Annotated in this window: 14 protein-coding genes; 6 read left to right on the top strand and 8 right to left on the bottom strand. The window is 39.0% G+C overall.

Annotated elements, in window-relative coordinates; translation table 11 throughout:
* Window positions 1–463: 463 nt before the first annotated feature.
* Window positions 464–751 (bottom strand): DUF4235 domain-containing protein, encoded by a 288-nt coding sequence (locus tag F598_RS0106710; protein ID WP_019038264.1) that lies wholly within the window; start codon window positions 749–751, stop codon window positions 464–466.
* A gap of 256 nt (window positions 752–1007) precedes the next feature.
* The gene (locus F598_RS0106705; RefSeq protein WP_019038263.1) at window positions 1008–1877 is read right to left on the bottom strand and encodes a PPK2 family polyphosphate kinase; all 870 of its coding nucleotides are present in this window, start codon (window positions 1875–1877) and stop codon (window positions 1008–1010) included.
* Between the two features lie 515 nt (window positions 1878–2392).
* Between F598_RS0106705 and F598_RS0106700 the strand changes: the two genes are divergently transcribed.
* The 4 genes from F598_RS0106700 (at window position 2393) to F598_RS0106685 (ending at window position 4803) form a co-directional block, all read left to right on the top strand.
* Window positions 2393–2698 (top strand): GIY-YIG nuclease family protein, encoded by a 306-nt coding sequence (locus F598_RS0106700; RefSeq protein WP_019038262.1) that lies wholly within the window; start codon window positions 2393–2395, stop codon window positions 2696–2698.
* 399 nt (window positions 2699–3097) lie between these two features.
* Complete coding sequence (locus tag F598_RS0106695) at window positions 3098–3487, top strand: hypothetical protein (RefSeq protein WP_019038261.1); 390 nt, start codon at window positions 3098–3100, stop codon at window positions 3485–3487.
* Window positions 3484–3678 (top strand): helix-turn-helix transcriptional regulator, encoded by a 195-nt coding sequence (locus tag F598_RS0106690; protein WP_019038260.1) that lies wholly within the window; start codon window positions 3484–3486, stop codon window positions 3676–3678. The genes F598_RS0106695 and F598_RS0106690 overlap by 4 nt, the downstream gene beginning before the upstream one ends.
* Before the next feature lie 201 nt (window positions 3679–3879).
* Entirely contained in the window at window positions 3880–4803 is a 924-nt protein-coding gene (locus F598_RS0106685) for a DMT family transporter (protein ID WP_019038259.1), read from the top strand.
* A gap of 18 nt (window positions 4804–4821) precedes the next feature.
* Here the strand turns inward: F598_RS0106685 and F598_RS0106680 are convergent, their stop codons facing one another.
* Complete coding sequence (locus tag F598_RS0106680; protein WP_019038258.1) at window positions 4822–7131, bottom strand: DUF2309 domain-containing protein; 2310 nt, start codon at window positions 7129–7131, stop codon at window positions 4822–4824.
* Between the two features lie 5 nt (window positions 7132–7136).
* Window positions 7137–8591: a proton-conducting transporter transmembrane domain-containing protein gene (locus F598_RS0106675; RefSeq protein ID WP_033408440.1), complete on the bottom strand. Its 1455-nt coding sequence runs from the start codon at window positions 8589–8591 to the stop codon at window positions 7137–7139.
* 215 nt (window positions 8592–8806) lie between these two features.
* Here F598_RS0106675 and F598_RS0106670 point away from each other — a divergent pair, with 215 nt between their 5' ends.
* Window positions 8807–9727 carry a LysR substrate-binding domain-containing protein gene (locus F598_RS0106670; RefSeq protein WP_019038256.1) on the top strand — a complete coding sequence of 307 codons (921 nt, stop codon included), beginning with the start codon at window positions 8807–8809 and terminating at the stop codon, window positions 9725–9727.
* A gap of 16 nt (window positions 9728–9743) precedes the next feature.
* Here F598_RS0106670 and F598_RS0106665 read toward each other — a convergent pair whose 3' ends face one another.
* Genes F598_RS0106665 through F598_RS0106655 form a run of 3 tightly spaced genes read right to left on the bottom strand, consistent with a single transcriptional unit; the run spans window position 9744 to window position 15439 of the window.
* On the bottom strand, window positions 9744–10775 hold the full coding sequence (locus tag F598_RS0106665; protein WP_245539759.1) for a choice-of-anchor J domain-containing protein: 1032 nt from the start codon (window positions 10773–10775) through the stop codon (window positions 9744–9746).
* 4 nt (window positions 10776–10779) lie between these two features.
* Window positions 10780–12240 (bottom strand): SusD/RagB family nutrient-binding outer membrane lipoprotein, encoded by a 1461-nt coding sequence (locus F598_RS0106660; RefSeq protein ID WP_026302561.1) that lies wholly within the window; start codon window positions 12238–12240, stop codon window positions 10780–10782.
* Between the two features lie 16 nt (window positions 12241–12256).
* Window positions 12257–15439: a SusC/RagA family TonB-linked outer membrane protein gene (locus F598_RS0106655; protein WP_019038253.1), complete on the bottom strand. Its 3183-nt coding sequence runs from the start codon at window positions 15437–15439 to the stop codon at window positions 12257–12259.
* Window positions 15440–15731: 292 nt separating this feature from the next.
* Here F598_RS0106655 and F598_RS0106650 point away from each other — a divergent pair, with 292 nt between their 5' ends.
* On the top strand, window positions 15732–17216 hold the full coding sequence (locus F598_RS0106650) for a carboxypeptidase-like regulatory domain-containing protein (RefSeq protein ID WP_019038252.1): 1485 nt from the start codon (window positions 15732–15734) through the stop codon (window positions 17214–17216).
* Window positions 17217–17238: 22 nt separating this feature from the next.
* Here the strand turns inward: F598_RS0106650 and F598_RS0106645 are convergent, their stop codons facing one another.
* The gene (locus tag F598_RS0106645) at window positions 17239–18291 is read right to left on the bottom strand and encodes a CNNM domain-containing protein (RefSeq protein ID WP_019038251.1); all 1053 of its coding nucleotides are present in this window, start codon (window positions 18289–18291) and stop codon (window positions 17239–17241) included.
* Window positions 18292–18468 lie beyond the last annotated feature (177 nt).

Genomic DNA, 18468 nt, shown 5'->3' with positions numbered 1-18468 from the left:
TCTGTACCATTAGTTTCCTGTGAATCCTCAGTGAAAATACTCCCGAGGCTTCGGGATTGAAAACGACCGAGCGATAATAAATGTGATTGAGCATTTGAGCGAAGGTGCAAGACTGCCATATGGTTTTACTTACGTTCCCCAATTTTTGATTGTCAACTAATTGTTTACGACAAATCAAAACTGGTCACTCAGAAATCTAAGATCCCCTTAGCTGGGCTTTAAAACTGGAGATCTGGTCTTCTAAGTCCTGAGGCAAACCCGGGTTTTGAATGTTGGTATAAGTTTGCATCCACTGTTTAAAAAATTAGCATCAACAGAAAACAGAATATAAATTAAAGTCCTAAAACTTTGTATCTGGCTTTTATCAACTTTAAGAGTCCGTAAATCAACAAGCCTGAGGCGATAAATGCCAGGACGCTATATCCAACTTTACTTTGAAAAAAATTATTAATGTTTTCGGAGCCTAGTCCAAGTGCTGAGGCAATTTACCCTCATTTTTTTTCCAGTGCTTGGCAATTTTATGTTTAGTTAGTAGTTTAACTCCTGTACTTACCAAAGCCAGACCCACTGAAAACATAAGGACGTCTTTAAGGTTGTGCTGAGCCGAAGACGGATGGTCTGGCGCAGGCGTGTCGGTTGTTTTTTCATAAGTCGTTTTTAGGACTTCTTTAGCGAGTAAGCTCATCCCAAACGCAGCCACAAGGCTTACGACTTCAAAGTTTTTTTCGGTGAGGTAGGTTTTGGTTTTCATAGGTGAGTTTTTAATTCTTTAAATTAAAGAAAGCAGGAGATGTGCCGCCTGGCTTTAAGCCTATTTTATCATTTTTCTGGAGTTAAATCTGATGCCAGGTTAAGGTCAGGAAGTAGATAAAAATACAGTCTTAAGTTTGTGACAATAATTTTTAAACGGTTTGTATTTATAAGAGTGTAACACAACTTAGTCAGTAAAAAATACGTAGCTAAGCCTTTGGTCCAATGCATATTCCTCCAGGTTTTTTTCCTATCACCTATGATTTCAGGAGTTGTTGTTTATAAGAGTCGATTTGATTTTGAAGTTCTTCGGGTAAACTCGGGTTTTGGATATCGGTATAGGTTTGCATCCGTGCTTTGATCGTTTGCGCAACCAGCAGTCGGGCCTGGTGCTTGGAGTCGGCTGGAATCACATACCAGGGCGCATGAGGTTTAGACGTAGCAGATAAAGCCTTTTCATAAGCTTGGGTAAACTCCTCCCAAAGATCTCGGTCTTTGAGATCCTCCGGCGAAAACTTCCAGTGTTTACTTGGAGTGTTTAGGCGACGTAAGAGTCGGTGTTTTTGTTCGTCTTTAGAGATATGAAGGAAAAACTTAAAGATGATACAGCCATTCTGGTGAATGGTATCCTCAAAGGCATTGATCTGCTCCAGCCGCTGAGTCCAAAACTCTGGAGTAATGTCCTCCAATTTATTAATGTGGGGCAGGTTTTCATTGAGCACAATTTCTGGCTTCACTCTGGAGATCAGCACATTCTCGTAATGCGACCGGTTAAACACCGCGTACTTTCCCCGGGCAGGTAACGCCTTTTGATGCCGCCACAGAAAATGATGCTGCAGCTCCTTGTGTGAAGGTTTTTTAAAACTATTGGAAATGACTCCTCTAACGTTAAAGTCTTTGAACACCTCTCGAATCAAACTGTCCTTCCCTGAGGTATCCATTCCCTGTATACAAACCAAAACCGAATATTTACCGTGAGCATATAAGGTATTTTGCATTTCTCCTAATGCTCTGCGTTCTTTTTTGAGCTTCTTTTTGAGGGCTTTATCACTTAGGTGAGTTTCCAACTGCGTTGGATATTCACTCAATTGGACTTTGCCGTTAACTTGGAGATCGGATAGTTTCATGATGTTGGATTGTAAAGTAAAGGTATAACTCACAAATTAAATAAATGATTTGATATGGAGGCCCTATTGCTCATCTGAAACAAAAAATCTCATGAATTTAGTCTCTGATACTGGTATGGGATTTATTGCAAATTTGCTCATCGTTACCCTATCAAGTAACGGTGAGGACCTAATTAAATCTGCTCTTTTTTTTACTAGTGTTTCTTGAGCCTGCCTGTCGCCTGCCTGTCGTGCCTTAGCAGGCAGGTGCCTCTGGCAGGCAGGGAATCTTTGCTTTACGATAAGACAGATTCTTCATTCCGCTGTGCTCCTTCCCGCCAGAGGTCGGGCAGGCAGAATGACAAATTGAAAAATTTATTAGCCAACCGAATATACCTCTGAACGACAGCGTGTTGTCATTCCGACGATAGGAGCCTGCCTGCGTTTGTCTGTCTTACTTCTGCCAGACATTTTTACTTGGCAAAGGCAGGGAATCTTTTCATTATTTTAGATTAATTAATATTTAAATAAGTCTATTGAAAACACTCGGAACACACAACTATTACGTTTACATTTTAACAAACAAAAATAAAACTGTTTTATATACAGGTGTGACTAACGATTTGAAATCAAGACTTCATTTTCATAAAAAACCAACTGCGCCTTCAAAAGCTTTTACTACTAAATACAAGTGTTATTTTTTGATTTATTATGAGCACTTTCCCGATATTAATCAGGCCATTGATCGGGAGAAACAGATTAAAGGGTATAGAAGATTGAAAAAAGAAAACTTAATAAATGAATTCAATCCTGAATGGAAATTTTTGAATGACGAAATCTAATTAACACTTGACCATTAGATGGAATCTTTATTTTGCGATAAGAGAGATTCTTCACTTCGTTGCTCTTCGTTCAGAATGACATTCTCGTTTGTCATTCCAACAGAGAAGTTTTTTTGCTTCGACGAGGAATCTCATTGTCATTCCGACGATAGGAGCCTGCCTCTCGCCTGCCTCTGGCAGGCAGGTCGAACTCAATCTCTAAAAATTCTTATTCTCGATACAAATTTCACTCATTTCAATCGTGAAATTCACTAGAATTGACAGAATTTTTTAAATGCATAACGGGTTATAACACAAAAATCAGAGTAATTAATGTCAAGCAAACTTGACATTATCGTTTTTTCGATTATATTTGTAAAGTCTTATTTACATAATGTCTAATCTTAATTACTTTTTAAAATGAAAAACACGAGAAAACAAACTTTAAAATTAGCCGGTTGGACCTGGTCCTGGGTGGCTACTCTGGCAGTAGCTACCTTTGGGCCGATCTTGATCTGGGATGATCACCAACTCCTTACGGTCCTTGCTGTTACTGTGAATTTTACCAACGGCGTGGCCATGCTGGTGGCCAATCGACAATTTTTTAACAGCCTGGATGAACTGCAGCGTAAAATTCATTTGGAAGCTCTGGCCTTTACCATTGGCTTAAGCATGATCGTAGGCATCACCTATTCTGTGTTGGACATTACCAATCTCATTCCGATGGATGCAGAAATAGGTTTACTGGTCGGTTTTATGGGTATCACTTACCTGGTTACTTTGTTGGTTAACAGAAATCGCTACGTATGAAAAATAAACTCAAAGTCTTACGTGCGGAACATAACTACACCCAGGATCAACTGGCTAAAGCTGTAGAGGTCTCCAGACAGACCATCAATGCGATTGAAAAGGAGAAGTTTGATCCCAGTTTGGTTTTGGCGATTAAGTTAGCGCGCTTATTCAACACTGAAATAGAGGAGATTTTTATTTATAGTGAATAGTGATTCGCGACTCGTTAGTAGTGAGCAGTGATTCGTGAGCCTGCCTGCGTTTCCTTGGCAAAGGCAGGTCGTGATTGGTGATTGGTGGAGTTAAGTTATTAATTTTCCATTATAGAATCTATGATTTCCACAAGTCTTATAAGATTAACAAAAAATAAAAGACAGTAAACTGAGGTGTTTCGTTTTTCATAGTTTGATTCTATGAAAAATATTAATTATACAACGATTGCTTTAATCATTGGGTTTGTGCTCTTTTGGAACTCAGGTTTTGTGGGAGCAGAATACGGATTACCCTACGCCCAGCCTTTTACTCAATTATTTTGGCGTTATTTTGGAGTGAGTGCTTTGCTATTGGCCTTTCTTCTTATTAGTAGACGATTTCGATGGCTAACCTGGAAGGAAGCCTATCCTCAATTTATTATTGGAATTTTAGCCCATGGCGTATGGTTGTCCTGCTCTTTGTTTGCTATCACTGAAGGAGTTCCAGCTGGCATTGTAGCGCTTATCGTGTCCTTACAACCCATCACCACGGGTGCGATGGAAGGAGTTGTGACTGGACAACATACGACCAAACAGCAATGGCTTGGGCTAGTGATTGGATTTTTGGGAGTCGCCTTGCCCATAATTTTCAGAATAGAAGGTAATGGAGCTTCCTTCGTGAAGTACTTGATTCCTCTTGGCTCGGTTGTGGCTATCACATTCGCCAGTCTTTACCAGCGGCAACGGCAATATGATAAAAGCATTCAAACAGTGAATCTAGATCTATCGCTTTTCTACCAGGCTTTGGGAACCCTAATCGTGCTTATAGGCCCGGCGCTGATTTTTGAAGATTTTAAAACCGAGTGGACTTCAGAATTTGTAGTGACCATTTCCTGGTTAAGTGTTTTTGTTTCTCTGGGCGCCTATTATATGATGTGGATGTTGATTGAGCGCATTAGCGCAACTCGTGTGGCCAGTCTCTTCTATTTAGGTCCGCCTGTCACCATGCTGATGGCTTGGATCCTATTTGGAGATCAAATAGAAACCTGGGATATTGTTGGCCTCTTAATCATTGTGATAGGCCTGGGAGTCACCCAAGTTGATTTCAAAAAATATTTTCCTAACCTGAGTCTTAAGTTGAAATAGCTCTTGTCGACCCATTACTTAAGCCATCTCTGTAACCGCTTCTACTTCCTGCCAGTTTAAGTCCTTTTGATACCTGTAGACCTGATTATGGGCTGTTGGGTCGATTACCAATAAATGAATCCAACGGTTCTCTATCAGTTGTTGAAGGTGTGGATTAGAAGTTAATAATTGATCTAGCCTGGCCTTAGGGGCATGAACAAAAACCGAAAGCCGCTGAGGCTGGTGGTAATTTTCTTCATCGCTCATATTCACCGACTGCAGTGGTAATCCAAATTTGAGGTCTCCACCGTTTCCTTGTACCACTCCAAATTTGCCTACCACATTATGAGTGATTTTGGATCCTCCGCCATAGGTCAAGTTATCAACGGTTGAAAAGTAATAATGGTTGTTGATCCACTGGGTTACCACCATGGGGCCGTTCAAAATCGCGTTAAGCGCTTCCCCTTCTGGATCAGCTTCCCAGTTGTAAGAATGTAAAAAACATTCACCATCTAAGTCAACATGTTGAGTCAGATCTCTGGAACCGATAATAAAGCCGGCATTTTTGGCTAGCCCCCACTCTGGTCGGGTCTCCGACCAATCGGTTGCTTTTAAGATGGCTTTATCTAAAGATTGACTTTCACCCAAACGCTCAGCCGTGGCCGTTTCCTGAGCAGAATATAAGTCAGCTTTTAGTTGGTCGATTTGAGCTCTGAAAGTCTCCGGAGCATCGGCATCAAACAAGGTGATCTCCTCGGTGGTCGTATTATGCTCGGCAGCCAGAAATAAAGTATCCTCGGGAATTTCTAAATCATGCTTCTCTTTAAGCTGGGTTTTTACCGCTTCAGAATTGGCCAGTCTGGCGATCATACGGGCATTATGACGACCCGGACTCGCCGCACAGGCTCCACAATCCAGACTGGAAGCAAAAGGATTATTAGTAGTATGGCTACCATGACCAGAAAACACGACCAAAGGCGCAAAGGTTTTCCAACCCATTAAGTCGAAGGCAGATTTAACAATTAGTGTTTGCTCTTCTAGAGGCAGTGATTCATTTCCTTCAGCTGTTTTGATATCGGTTTCACAAACCGTTTCTAGAGATGATGGCGTCTGACTATCGATTTCATTTTTAGATAAATTAAAACTTCGCTTAAGCAATTGGTATAAGTAGACCAGACCTGCACCTTCTACAAACCCAAAGGCTGAAGGTAATAGGTTTTTCATCCTATTAAGAAAATAGGTTTTAAATTTTTTCTGTCTATACTGTTTTTCCAGCTCATCTTTTCCAGATGCAGTCGCTTTTTCTGCTTCGGTTACTCTATAAGCTGAATCCAGAATTGGTGGACAGGATTTTTTGATCAGTCCGGAGAAAGGAACTTCATAGTCCATAGCAATGCCAAAAAAGCCAGCATAGCCATAGGTCTGATAGTTTCCCTTTACTTCGATATTTCTCCGGATTAATTCGGAACGGGTATCGATACAGAACACCAGTTGCGCATCGGGACGAACCTTTTTCACTTCGGGTTTATCGCTCAAACTAAGGCTGCTGAGGAGATTGGACTGCCAGGATTGCTCAATTTGTGATAAGGCTTTGTCCAGAACCTTCAGCATCTCTAACTGGTGGTCTGGTTTCACTTCAGAAGGAGAGAGTGGAAAACCAAGTCCTTTTGAAATGAGCAATCTCACAGCGATATAATCTTCTAAATGAAGCGGATAAGTTTCCTGCCAAGGACTTTGCTGGATACGGTATTTTATAAATCCTACCCAGCCAGGTAAGGCTGCAAAATAAGATTCAAATAAAGCTTTTTGTTCATTCTGAGAAAGTTCGGCAGTTAATTCTGTGATGACTTCTAGTGATGATTCAGGTAAGGATTTACCCCTGGGCATGTTCAAATCTTTGTCATAAATGGCTAAACTTTTCCAGGCCTGATAGAAGCCTTTCTGCTTATTCGGCATATCCCAGGCCGCAACCCCCTCATCTAGAAAAGCACTCAACCATTTCACCAGGAGTTGATCTACCTTATGAGTAGGGTTGAGTTGTAATTTGGTTTTGAGGTGATCCAGTTCTTCAAAAAAAGCAGACAAATCCTCTGATACATGATGATCTAGCAACAGATTTTTAAAATCAGCCTCGGTTAAATAGCCCTTATCTATAGCCGATTTAAAAAAAGAAGCGTCGGGATAAGCTAAATTACCCATCTTGGTAAAGGCGTTTTCACAAGCTTCTCGAAATGAAGAAGCCTCATAACCAGATAGTGGATTGGAAGTCACAAAGGCATACAATGGCCAGGTGGTACCTACGACTTTAGACGCTTCAGTGATTTGAGTTTGAAGTGCTTTAGAATCCATGCTAATTATTTTTTAAATTTTAAAACTGTGGTTTGATGTGGCTGTGTAATATTCAATAATTTGACATATAGCCAGGGTGTTTTCCTGTATATACCGATACGCATGAGTAGGAACCCTACCAGGAAGAGTACTCCAAAAATAATTTCAGCATAGGTTAACTTATGTGGAAACAGGGAGTAACTCACATCTTGAAGAATATAACTGATTCCATTATAAACCAAGGCATACATCGCGATACCAGCAATAAACAAGGCTAGAGATAACCCGATACGCTTTGCATAATTCATGCTGGGTTCTTTGATGATGTTGAGAGAGGTTTGTCCTACTGTAATGGCTACCACAATGGTGAGAAATATGCTTGTACTGGTGAGAGAGGTTTTGGAAGTCATCCACATGAATAACCCCCCTCCAACGAGGCCAAAAAGAACAATTATAATTCCTTGTATGACTTGAATCCTGATTCTGGCAGGTACCTGAGGAGATCGCATTTCGATTTGCTCTCCTGAAGATAGAAATAAGTAAGCTTTGTAGAATCCGTGGAGAATAAGGTGGGCGATAGCTGCATTAAAAAATCCTAAGCCACATTGCATAACCATAAATCCCATTTGGGCAATGGTAGAACAGGCCAATTTATGTTTGACATTTACTTGTAATAGCTTGACAAACTGCGCAAATATGGCGGTAAATCCTCCCAATACGAAGAGTAAGGCTAGAGTATCTGAAGCTACTAGCACAGCCGCAAATATAGTAAAGAGCACTCCAGCCCCATTGATGAATCCGGCATGCATGAGTGCAGAGGCTGGCGTGGGGGAAGTCATGGCCGATAGTAACCACTTATGAAAAGGAAACAAAGCAGACTGAATTAATCCGGCAACAATTAGAAATAGCGCAGAAACGAGAAGAAATGCATAAGGAACACTTTCCAAAGCCTGAAAAATCTCTTCCAGAAAAAAGGAATTGGTAAAATAAATTAAGATCCCAAGACTTATGATGAGGGCTATAGTGCTGCCCAAAAAATATAGCATAGCTACCCTGGCTGAAGCTCTGGCCTCTCCCCAATCTGAATTGACTCCGATGAGCTTCGCCATAAAAACTCCCATGAAATACCAGCTAAATATAATGAGCAAGGCATGATTGGAAATAACAAATAATATGACAGCACATATAAAACCTAAGCTGTAATAAGAGAAGAAATGCTGATACTTAAAGCCTCGCAAATAGTTATTGGAAAAATGACTGATAAGGGCTCCAAAAAAAGTCACTGTAGAAATCATGACAAAGCTTAAACCATTAAGCCTAATATAAGTACCCAGGTGCCATACCTCATCCTGAGATAAGTAGACCACCAAACCGATAAGACTCATAAAAAAAACAATCCATAACAATGGATTGAGAAGGCGAGAGATAAGTGGTACAGAAGCTTGTCGTGATCTAGATTGAATCTTTAAAGAATTTTGCATAAGCTCTTAACTGCTTTTGAATAATTAATGTTCTGATCTAAAACTTTAAATTTATAACTTTTTATCGTAGATATTAAAATAATCATCTCCTGATTATTTTTCCGAATTCACTAATGGAAACTCGGTCTCTACCTACTTTAAAACTGCCGCAAATATTACATTTTTAAAACATAATAATTTATTTATATACTTTATATTTATCATTATTTTGATTTATGAACTATACACTCCATCAGCTTAAGATATTTTATAAAATTTATCAGAACCAGAGTATAACAAAAACCTCTGAAGAATTACATCTGAGCCAGCCGGCAGTATCTATTCAATTGAAGAATTTTCAGGATCAGTTTTCTATTCCGCTTACTGAACATATAGGCAGAAAGATCTATATCACTGATTTTGGAAAAGAAATCGCATTAACGGCAGAAAAGATTTTAAATGATGTAGAATCCATCACTTATAAAACCGATGCTTACAAAGGTATTTTGACGGGCCGACTAAAATTCTCAATCGCATCTACAGGTAAGTATGTGATGCCTTATTTTTTATCGGGGTTTATGCAGAAATACAAAGCTGTAGACCTGGCTATTTCTGTTACCAACAAGACTAAAGTCATTAGGAGTCTAGAAGAAAATGAAACAGATTTTGCCCTAGTTTCGGTGCTTCCAGAAAACCTATCAATCAATTCTGTGGACCTTATTAAAAATCAATTGTTTTTGATAGGCTCAAAAGCGTCGGGTTACGACTTGTCTACCATCAAAAAATTAAACGATTTGCCTTTAATATTAAGGGAACCCGGCTCAGCCACACGAAGAGCCATGGAAAATTTCATTTCTTCCAAAAAAGTAAACTCTTCTAAAAAAATTGAATTGACTTCCAATGAAGCCGTAAAACAGGCCGTTATCGCTGGCTTAGGCTTTTCCATTATGCCTTTAATTGGAATCAAAAATGAGTTGATGACTAAAGATTTGGAAATCATACCCATGGAAGGCTTACCCATAACCACGCAATGGCAAATGGTCTGGTTATCTTCCAAACAGCTTTCCCCAGTGGCTAAAGCATTTCTAAGCTATATCGAAACCAATAAAGATATGATTAGCCAGAATCATTTTGGATGGATTAACGAAACTAGGTAATCAATTAAAGATCTATCTACTCTACTCTAACATTCGCTATCCTGATGGAGGTTGCTTGAAAATAGGCATCTGCAGCTCGAAAGATAAACGCAATACTAATATCTTCACCTTCGTAAGCGCTTAAGTCTAAAGGCCCTGTATTCTCGATATTATCAAAACCAGGATCATTGGCTGTCATGGCCTCTACGGCCGGCTGAAAGACTTCCCAGTTTGCGGTTTCAAAATTTGAACCATCAAAGTCTGTGGAGATTTGAAGTCCGTAAGCCAATGTATTATCATCTATGGGAGCATCAAATCGTCTATCAAAATCGAAGCTTAAGCTTGGACTTTCTGCACCGCCCAGACTTATGCTTGGAGAGATGAGCCAGGCTTCAGAATAATCGTCACCCTGTGTTTGTTCGCCGTCGGGTGTAAATGGATTGGTACCTACTCCTGTCACTCCCTGGCCAGTGTAACAGAAATAACCTCCTGTGCCAAAAGAATTTTGAGCCACATCAATCAATGTCCAATCCTCTGGAGGCAATTCAAAACTACCGTTTGGACCACAAACATTAAAGTTTTCAACAAAAGGAAGATCATCTTCCTGCACGCGTTCATTGATAAGGTTAAAATTCAAAAACCTACCTTCAAACGTATTGGTTGCCAAGCCAGGCCCAGTAGCGATAATCTCAAAGTTTTGCTGGAAATCGTCAAAACCAATTCCTGACTCTAAGGGTACAAAATCAAAATGTGCTGTCATACTTCCGGCTTCAACAGTGATTAGAATTTCACCCCTATCTAGACCTGGAACTGTTGTGTATGCATTAGCATAACTGTTTCCTGGAGCTATGACGATTACATTAGAATTTTGTGGAGCAGGAGAAGATAATTCAATTTCAATTCTGCTGGTCGTGAGTGTATCCGTCACTACTTCCAGTTCTGATTGAGTAAAACTAACGATGGCTAGATCATCGTCGTCTGTACAGGAGGATAAGCCTAACATCCCAATCAGCATTATTCCTATTATAAATTTAAAGCCTTGCATACCATTAATTTTAAATTGCTTCATAACCCTATTCTTGTATAGACCACATTTCGGCATTCACATTATCCCCCTGAGGGAATTGTCGCTGAATGGCTTCTCCCAAATTTTCTTCATTCTGATTGATTTCCGAAAATGGATAAAGCCAGCGTTTCGGTACTCCTTCATCGTTGATGACTCCGCCTCCATCTATATTAAAAACGGGCAAGCCTGTCCTTCTGTTATCGTAAAACGGTTCCCAGCCAGAGTTTAAAAACATCGCTATATGTTTTTGGGTCATTATTTGTTCGAGTCCCGTTGAGGATTGGTAAATCAATTGCTGCTGATTTAAATACGTATCCACCTCTTCATCGGAGATAGAATAGAAATTCATAGATGCTCTAATACCCTCCTGGTAAAAGCCTGCAGCATCTGCAGAAATCCAGTTGCGATAGGCTGCTTCGGCTAACAAGAAGTTTAACTCTGCATATCCAAGGGAAAGGTTGGGTTCAGCTTCCGCATCATCGACATAACGCTGGTTGAGAGGAGAGCCTTCACCGTTGCTCAATCGGGCTACATTTTCATTAAGCGGGGCACTGCCTAATAATCCAGAAAAACTATCAAACGTTAAGGGTGAATCATTTGCGGAGTTAGGATCTGGTGCAGCCATTTCAAATAACCTCGGATCGTTGAAGGATTTTAAACGCTCCACAAAACTTTCTTCCAAAACATAAGAGGTGGTTATAGATGCATTCCTCCAAAACGGGTAAACATTTCCTGTTTCTTCTGAATAGGTGTAGGTAGAATTATCGTCTGTAGACTCCATTAAAGGATAATCTGATGGATTGCTAAAAATAGCGTTGAATCGAGAAGGCAGGTTCAAATTGGGATCTGCTTCACGTCTGGACAAACTCATTAAAACTCTCAAATGAAAACTGTTGATCAACTTTTTCCACTTGAGTAAGTCTCCATTAAAAACTACATCCCCATTAATGGCAGGGCCATTCACATCTAAAAGGGCATTAGCATTTTCTAATAAATCAAAAATGGCCAAGTAGACCTGCTCCTGGGTATCGTATTCTGGCTGATATACTTCGTTTTCAGCATTTAAAGCATCCGATAAAGGAATATCTCCAAACTGCCTGGTGATCTGCTCGAAAAGAAAGGCTTTAAAAAACTGAGATAAGGCTGTAAAATTAGAATTCTGAAAGTTTTCAGCCTCCTCTTCCATTTTTTTGACCTGGCGTAAGGTGTTATAAAACCCAAAACTGGCTCTATCCCAACCATAGTATTGGGAATCTTCCACCAGATTCACGTTTACCAAATGTCTAACGGCCATAGAAGCGTTTAAGTCTATGGAATTAAGCGAACTGATTTCAATATTCGTCAATAACAAGCCGGGATTGGCCTGAGTGGTACTATTGGGGTCATTTTGAAATTCTTCAAAATCCTGACAGCCCGAAAGAACAATCAGCAATAGGCTTATCATTAGTATTTTTATATTCAATTTCATAAGTGTCGTTTTCAAATTAAAACTTTAGATTAAAGTGAACCCCAAAATTCCTCATGGAAGGGGTTTGTAGGTTAGTGTCATTTCCAGAATCCGGATCTATAAAATCCACTTTGGACCATATGGCTAAATTTCTTCCTATAAGTGAAACCGTTGCCGATTCTAGGAATGAATTTTCCAAAAGTTGAGCAGGAAAATTATAGCTCAGGCTTATCTCTCTCAATTTTAAAAAGCTTAGATCATAAAAGTGATTTCCATAAGCTCTGGAATGGTAGGTGGTCATATAGTCTTCGTAATTCACGACTTGTTCGTTTGGGGCGTATTGCCTGGTATCGCTTATGATATTGCCTTCAGTGTCGTATTGCACCTCTCCACCAACGACAACGACACCGTCTGCAATGTAATTGCTGACTCCCCTTGCAGCAGCTGCTCTAAACCTGTTGATGGAGCCAGGATGCACTCCAGACCACCACATGTTTCTTATGGTTCTGCTTTGAGCCTTACCTCCTAGCCTTCCGTCCAAACCGACAAACAGATTGAAATTTTTGTATTTAAAATTGTTTAAAAACCCGTAGACCCAATCCGGATCCCTGTAGCCAATATGCCTGTTGAAAGGATCTCTAACGTTGATACCATTATTTCCAATAATTGGGCGTCCATCTGGAGTTTCCTGCCAGACGGTGGTAAACAGTTTATCTACTCGATCTCCTTCTCGTAATTGTCCGATATTTTCTGCTTCGCTTATTTCGCTGATGTAAGTTCTATACTGACTCAGGTTAAAGGTCATATCCCAGGTGAAGGTTTTATTTTTGATCGGGCTTGCTCTGGTAACGAGTTCAAAGCCTTTCTTCTCAAATTCATTCGCATTAATCAGCCGAGAAGAAAATCCTGAAGCTAAAGATATAGGCACATTAGTGAGATTGTTGAAGTTTCTAACGTAAACTAAATTCGCATCAAAACTCAGTCTGTTTTCAAAAAAGCCAACCACCAGTCCACCTTCAAAAGCAGAAGAGGTTTCTGGATTCAATTCTGGACTAATCAAATTCCCTGGAAAAGTTAAAGAGGCATTATTCTGCCAGTTGATCGCGCTATTATAGGAAGTGATATGAGAATAAGTCCCTCCAAAATCTGCATTAGACACCTCAGCCCAACTTCCTCTTAACCTAAGATTAGAAATCACTTCAGGCAAATCAAACATCTTGCTTGCTACGTAACTCAAGGAAACCGATGGATAAAAGAAGGAGTTGTTTTCTTGAGGCAGAGTAGTCACCCAGTCATTCCTACCTGTAAATCCAATATAAATAGAATTAAAAAAACTTAAATCCAAAGTAGCGTACGCTGAACTGATCCGAGATTCTGATTCGAAATTACTTCCCTGCACTGCATTTCTGGAATTGGCAATATTATAGAAATTAGGCACATTTAATCCATTAGTACTGACGGAAGAAGCAGAATTACTTCGGTATAAATTCGAAAGGCCTACAGTTGACCGAATATTAAAATCCTCGGATATCACTTTAGTATAATTTAAAAATACATCGGTATTGAAATCAAAGCTAGAGTTATAAGATTGTGAAAAGTTACCATCACTTACGTTGAAGTCTCTAACAAAACTTATAGGTTGCTTAGTGGTTCGGTCGAGTGAGAAAAAATTGAATCCATTTCTCATGTTAACAGTTAAATCGTCTGTTAGATCATAAGTTAAAAATACCTGACCGTAAGTCACATCTCTGTAATAACCTCTATTGAATTCGTTGGCTACAAAATGCGGATTATTATAAAAACTGGTACTGTAGTGCCTTTGTTGAAAACCTACCTGCCCTGGCTCCCAGTAATCTCTAAGGTCATTGACGTCTACGTTGGCTCCCATCCACAGGGCTAAGTTGTAAATAAAACTTTGTGAGCTGAAGGCCACTTCAGGAATATTGTCGGTTTGTTGTTTGTTATAATTTAATGAAGCATCAACGGTGAGTTTATTGTGTTTAAATCGTCCTGAAACACTAAAATTAGAATTATTAAGCTGAGTATTAGGAACAATCCCACGCTGATAGCGATTACCTATGGACACTCTTACATTTCGCTCTGAATTTCCTGCGGTAACTGACACTGAGGTATTATTGATCACTCCTGTTCTAAAAAAATTATCCAGATTATCTTCACCCCGGGATATCCAGGGAAGCGGAATTCGCTCTCCAGTTGTTGGATCTATGGGACTGTTATATTGGACTAATTCCACAAAACCACTCGGTGTAGTTGGATCTGGCTGATTGAGTCGAGGCCCCCAGGAAAAACCTGAACCTTCCTGCCCTCCTCCAGTGCCGTCAGTATAATTGTAGATACCATTTCTACCCGACCCATATTGGCTTTGCGTTTCTGGCACCCGTAAAAAATCAGTTTGAAACATTGTATTAGACGAAATTTCTACTTGCAGACCTCCATCGGTTGCTCCTCTCTTGGTGGTGATCATGATGGCTCCATTTCTACCAATAGAACCGTAAAGAGCCGATGCGGGAGCTCCTTTTAAAACGTTGATAGATTCGATATCGTTTCCATTCAGCTCCCATAAATTGGTTGAGGTATTGGGCACCCCATCAATCACGATCAAAGGGCGTTCTCCACGAAGACTGAAACCTGGGTTAGCAAAAAAGTCGGTAGAATTGAAAACAGTTAAACCTGCAATTTTACCCGTTAAATTGGACACTACATTGGGTTCCTGAGTTTTCACTAAGGCCTCTCCATCTACCTTTTGAGTGGCATAACCAATTCGCTCTTCAGATTTTTTAATATTGAGGGCTGTAACTACTACTGCATCTAAAGCATTGATATCACTGGTAAGCTCAATCTCAAGGTAAGCATCGCTTGTTATTGTAACTTCTTCTTGTTTATACCCTAGGTATCTAAATAACAGCTTGGTTACTGGGTCTTCTAAATATAATTCAAACTCACCTTCATAATTGGTCGTAGCTCCCCTGGAAGTACCCTCAGCAATAATAGAAACACCAAGTAGAGGTTCTCCAGATATTTTGTCGGTGACTTTTCCTTTTATAGTCAATGGAAAAGCCGAATCTGGAAGTGCAGTCTGATTTTGAGTAGTACTGACCCCTGAGGTTTGAGCAAAACTGCTAGATGTGAATAGTGCGAATAGAAAGCCAATAGCTATTTTTAAAGCTATTGGTGGAATTGAAAAGGAAGTCGAGTTCATGTGTTAAAAAATTGTATTGACTCATGAGTTGAAGTATCATATTTTAAAACAGACAACTGATCTTAATCACAACCATTAACTAGCTTATTATCAATTTATTGAAATAGAATTACCGTACTCAATGCATTTATTCATTTTCCTAAAATAAATATAATCCCAAGGTATCATCATTAGACAAATGTTAAAATAAGGCTGTTCTAACCAAACTGGATCGACTCTATATGACAAAGATGTTCGATCTTTAACTTGTAACAAATCAATCATTTATGCGTCTTAATTAAAAATCCACATTATGAAATTTCATTACATCTTCAGTGCTTTACTCTTATGTTTTTTTTACAACACTACTGCCCAAACCATAAATGGCCGAATTATAGAAGCTGAAACTCAAGAAGGAATTCCATTTGTAACTGTACAGTTGGGGTCTAATTATGGTGTAATTTCTAATGAAGAAGGGTATTTTATTTTAAAACCAAGACGAACCGATGAGGAAAAAGTTCTTATATTTTCTTCTATGGGCTTCGAAAGTCTTGAAATCCCCTTATCTGAATTTGAAAACGATCAAAGCGTTGTCCTCAGCCCTTCAACTTATGAGCTTGATGAAGTCCTTTTATTCGACAGAGAGCTCACTGCAGAAGACATACTTGAGCGTTTTAGAACTAATCGTAAACAAAATCACGACATCAATAATTCTAAAATTCAACTCTTTAGCCGTTATAATGATCATTACCAGGCCAAAATATTTGATGTTGATGTGGAAAAAGCTTCTTTTATGTCTAAGGGAGAGCGAAAACGGATGAATACAGCAATGCAGGATCTTGGCAGTAAAATCACCTCTTCCCCTTCAATTTTTTACCAGGAGCGCTTATCAGATATTTTAGTTTTTGAAGACACTCTTATTACCGATCATAAAAAAGCGCTTAATCTTATCAATCGAGATAAAACCTTCAATACCGATGAAATTCAGGAGCAGGTTTTCTATGAGCTTATGAGCACACTAAAATCTCCACATTCATTCAAAGTAAGAACTGGAATTATTCCACTTGGAAAAGACATTTCTCTATCTGAGTTAATTGAAGACATGGAGAATGATCAGAAGCAGCAAAATGTACCAGATACACTCAAAAATAAATCTAGCTATCGCGGAAAATCCTATAAACGCTACGCGACCAATTTCAATCATGACTTTATCATGACGCCAAAGTACTATGATTACCAACTTGTAGGCGTTACGAAAGCCTACGGCCAGCCTTGTTATCACTTGAAATTTTCGCCAGAACGTAGGAAAGGAAAATACGTAGGTGATTTATTTATCAATACTCAGGATTTTGGTATGGTAAGTTATAAGTTTGATCTTGATAAGGGTAAAAAAGCTATGAATGTCAATTTAAAATTCGTCTTAGGTATTAAAGTGAACACCTTTCTAGACAGTGGTTTCTATGTGTTCTCCAAAACCGAGGATAACCGTTATTTCCCAAAATATGTGAAGAGTACAGATGGAAATTACGCTTATATCAATCGAAGCTTAATGTTTAAAGAGAACAATCCCACAAGAAGCGATAGGAAAAAACTCAAATTGGAATTTGAACTGGAATATGATCTTATAGAAACCACTGAACTTGTAGGTATAGAAATGGAAAATACAACATTAGATCTGGCTTCTTCCCTCTCTGTAGAGGATTATATTTTGATCGATGAGCTGAGTACCTATAACCCAAGTTACTGGGAAAACTATAATATTATTGAAGCTACAGAGGCCATTAAATCTTATGAGTAGTTCGGTTGTTAACAGATACAGCTTATTCTTTAGTTTTTGAGCCGTCTAAATATTTCTTTTTCTTATTCCAGAGATCTTTCGCATACTTCTGCATGTCTGTAGCAAAGTCTTTTTCATCCATAATTTCTAAACCTAATATAGTTTCGATGATATCTTCCATGGTAACAATACCATCTAATCCTCCATACTCTCCAACCACCAAAGCGATATGCTCACGCTTTTGTAATAAGGTTTCCCACAGGCTAAACAAAGGTTCTTCTCCAGACACTACAATGATTTCTCGCCTCAGTTCTTTGAGCTTAAGATGATGCTGATCATCCGCTAGTTTTTCTAAGAGTTGCTGACGGAAAACGTAGCCTGTAAAATTATCTTCATTACCAGAATATACTGGAATTCTGGAAAACACATTATCTGTTTTTGTTTTTAGGAAATTTTTTAAAGTCGTGTCTTCATCTTCCACTTCAACCACCACCCTAGGTGTCATAATGTGTTCGACTTCAATATTCTTAAGATGCAATATATTTTGAATGATTTTATTTTCCTTTTCCGTAAACAAGCCTTCTTTATTAGCAATACTGGCTAAAGCAGCAATTTCTTCTCTACTAGTTGTTTTTTCATTTTTATTACTCGAAAGCATCTTGGTAATCACAGATGATAAAACTACCAAAGGATAGGTAATCACAATCATGCCTCTTAAAATGTAATAAGAGCCTTTCGCAAAACTCTTCCAATATCTAGCTCCTAAAGTTTTAGGGATAATTTCTGTCACCACCAAGATCAAGATTGTCAATACCGCAGATACTACTCCAAAATAAGCCTCTCCAAAAACCTTTACCGCTTGTGCCCCAACCCCGGCGGCTCCAATAGTGTGCGCCACAGTATTCAAGGATAAAATAGCAGAGAGCGGCTTATCAATTTCCTTTTTATAATTCAAAAAAGATTTGGCCCAAAGCTCTCCCCCTTCTGCTTTAACGATTAGAAAAGAACGATTAGCAGATAATAAAACAGACTCCATGATTGAGCATAAAAAAGAAACAAAAAGAGCCAAAAACAAATAAGCAAAAAGTAAAAACATGTTTTTGATTCCAAAATACGGTTTTTGACACACATAGAGCTTTTGGCTTCATAAATAAAACCCAATCCCTTCTAAAGGAGTTCCTAATTCTGTAGAATGTGATGAAATAGGTCTCTACATAATGCTGATAATAAACCACAATTTTATGGGCTTTTATCACCATAAAGGCTGTAAAGC

This window comes from Psychroflexus tropicus DSM 15496, from assembly GCF_000378765.1.
Taxonomy (GTDB): Bacteria; Bacteroidota; Bacteroidia; order Flavobacteriales; family Flavobacteriaceae; genus Psychroflexus; species Psychroflexus tropicus.
The sequence above is the reverse complement of the archived record's forward strand: the minus strand, read 5'-3'. Positions and strand labels throughout refer to the sequence as shown.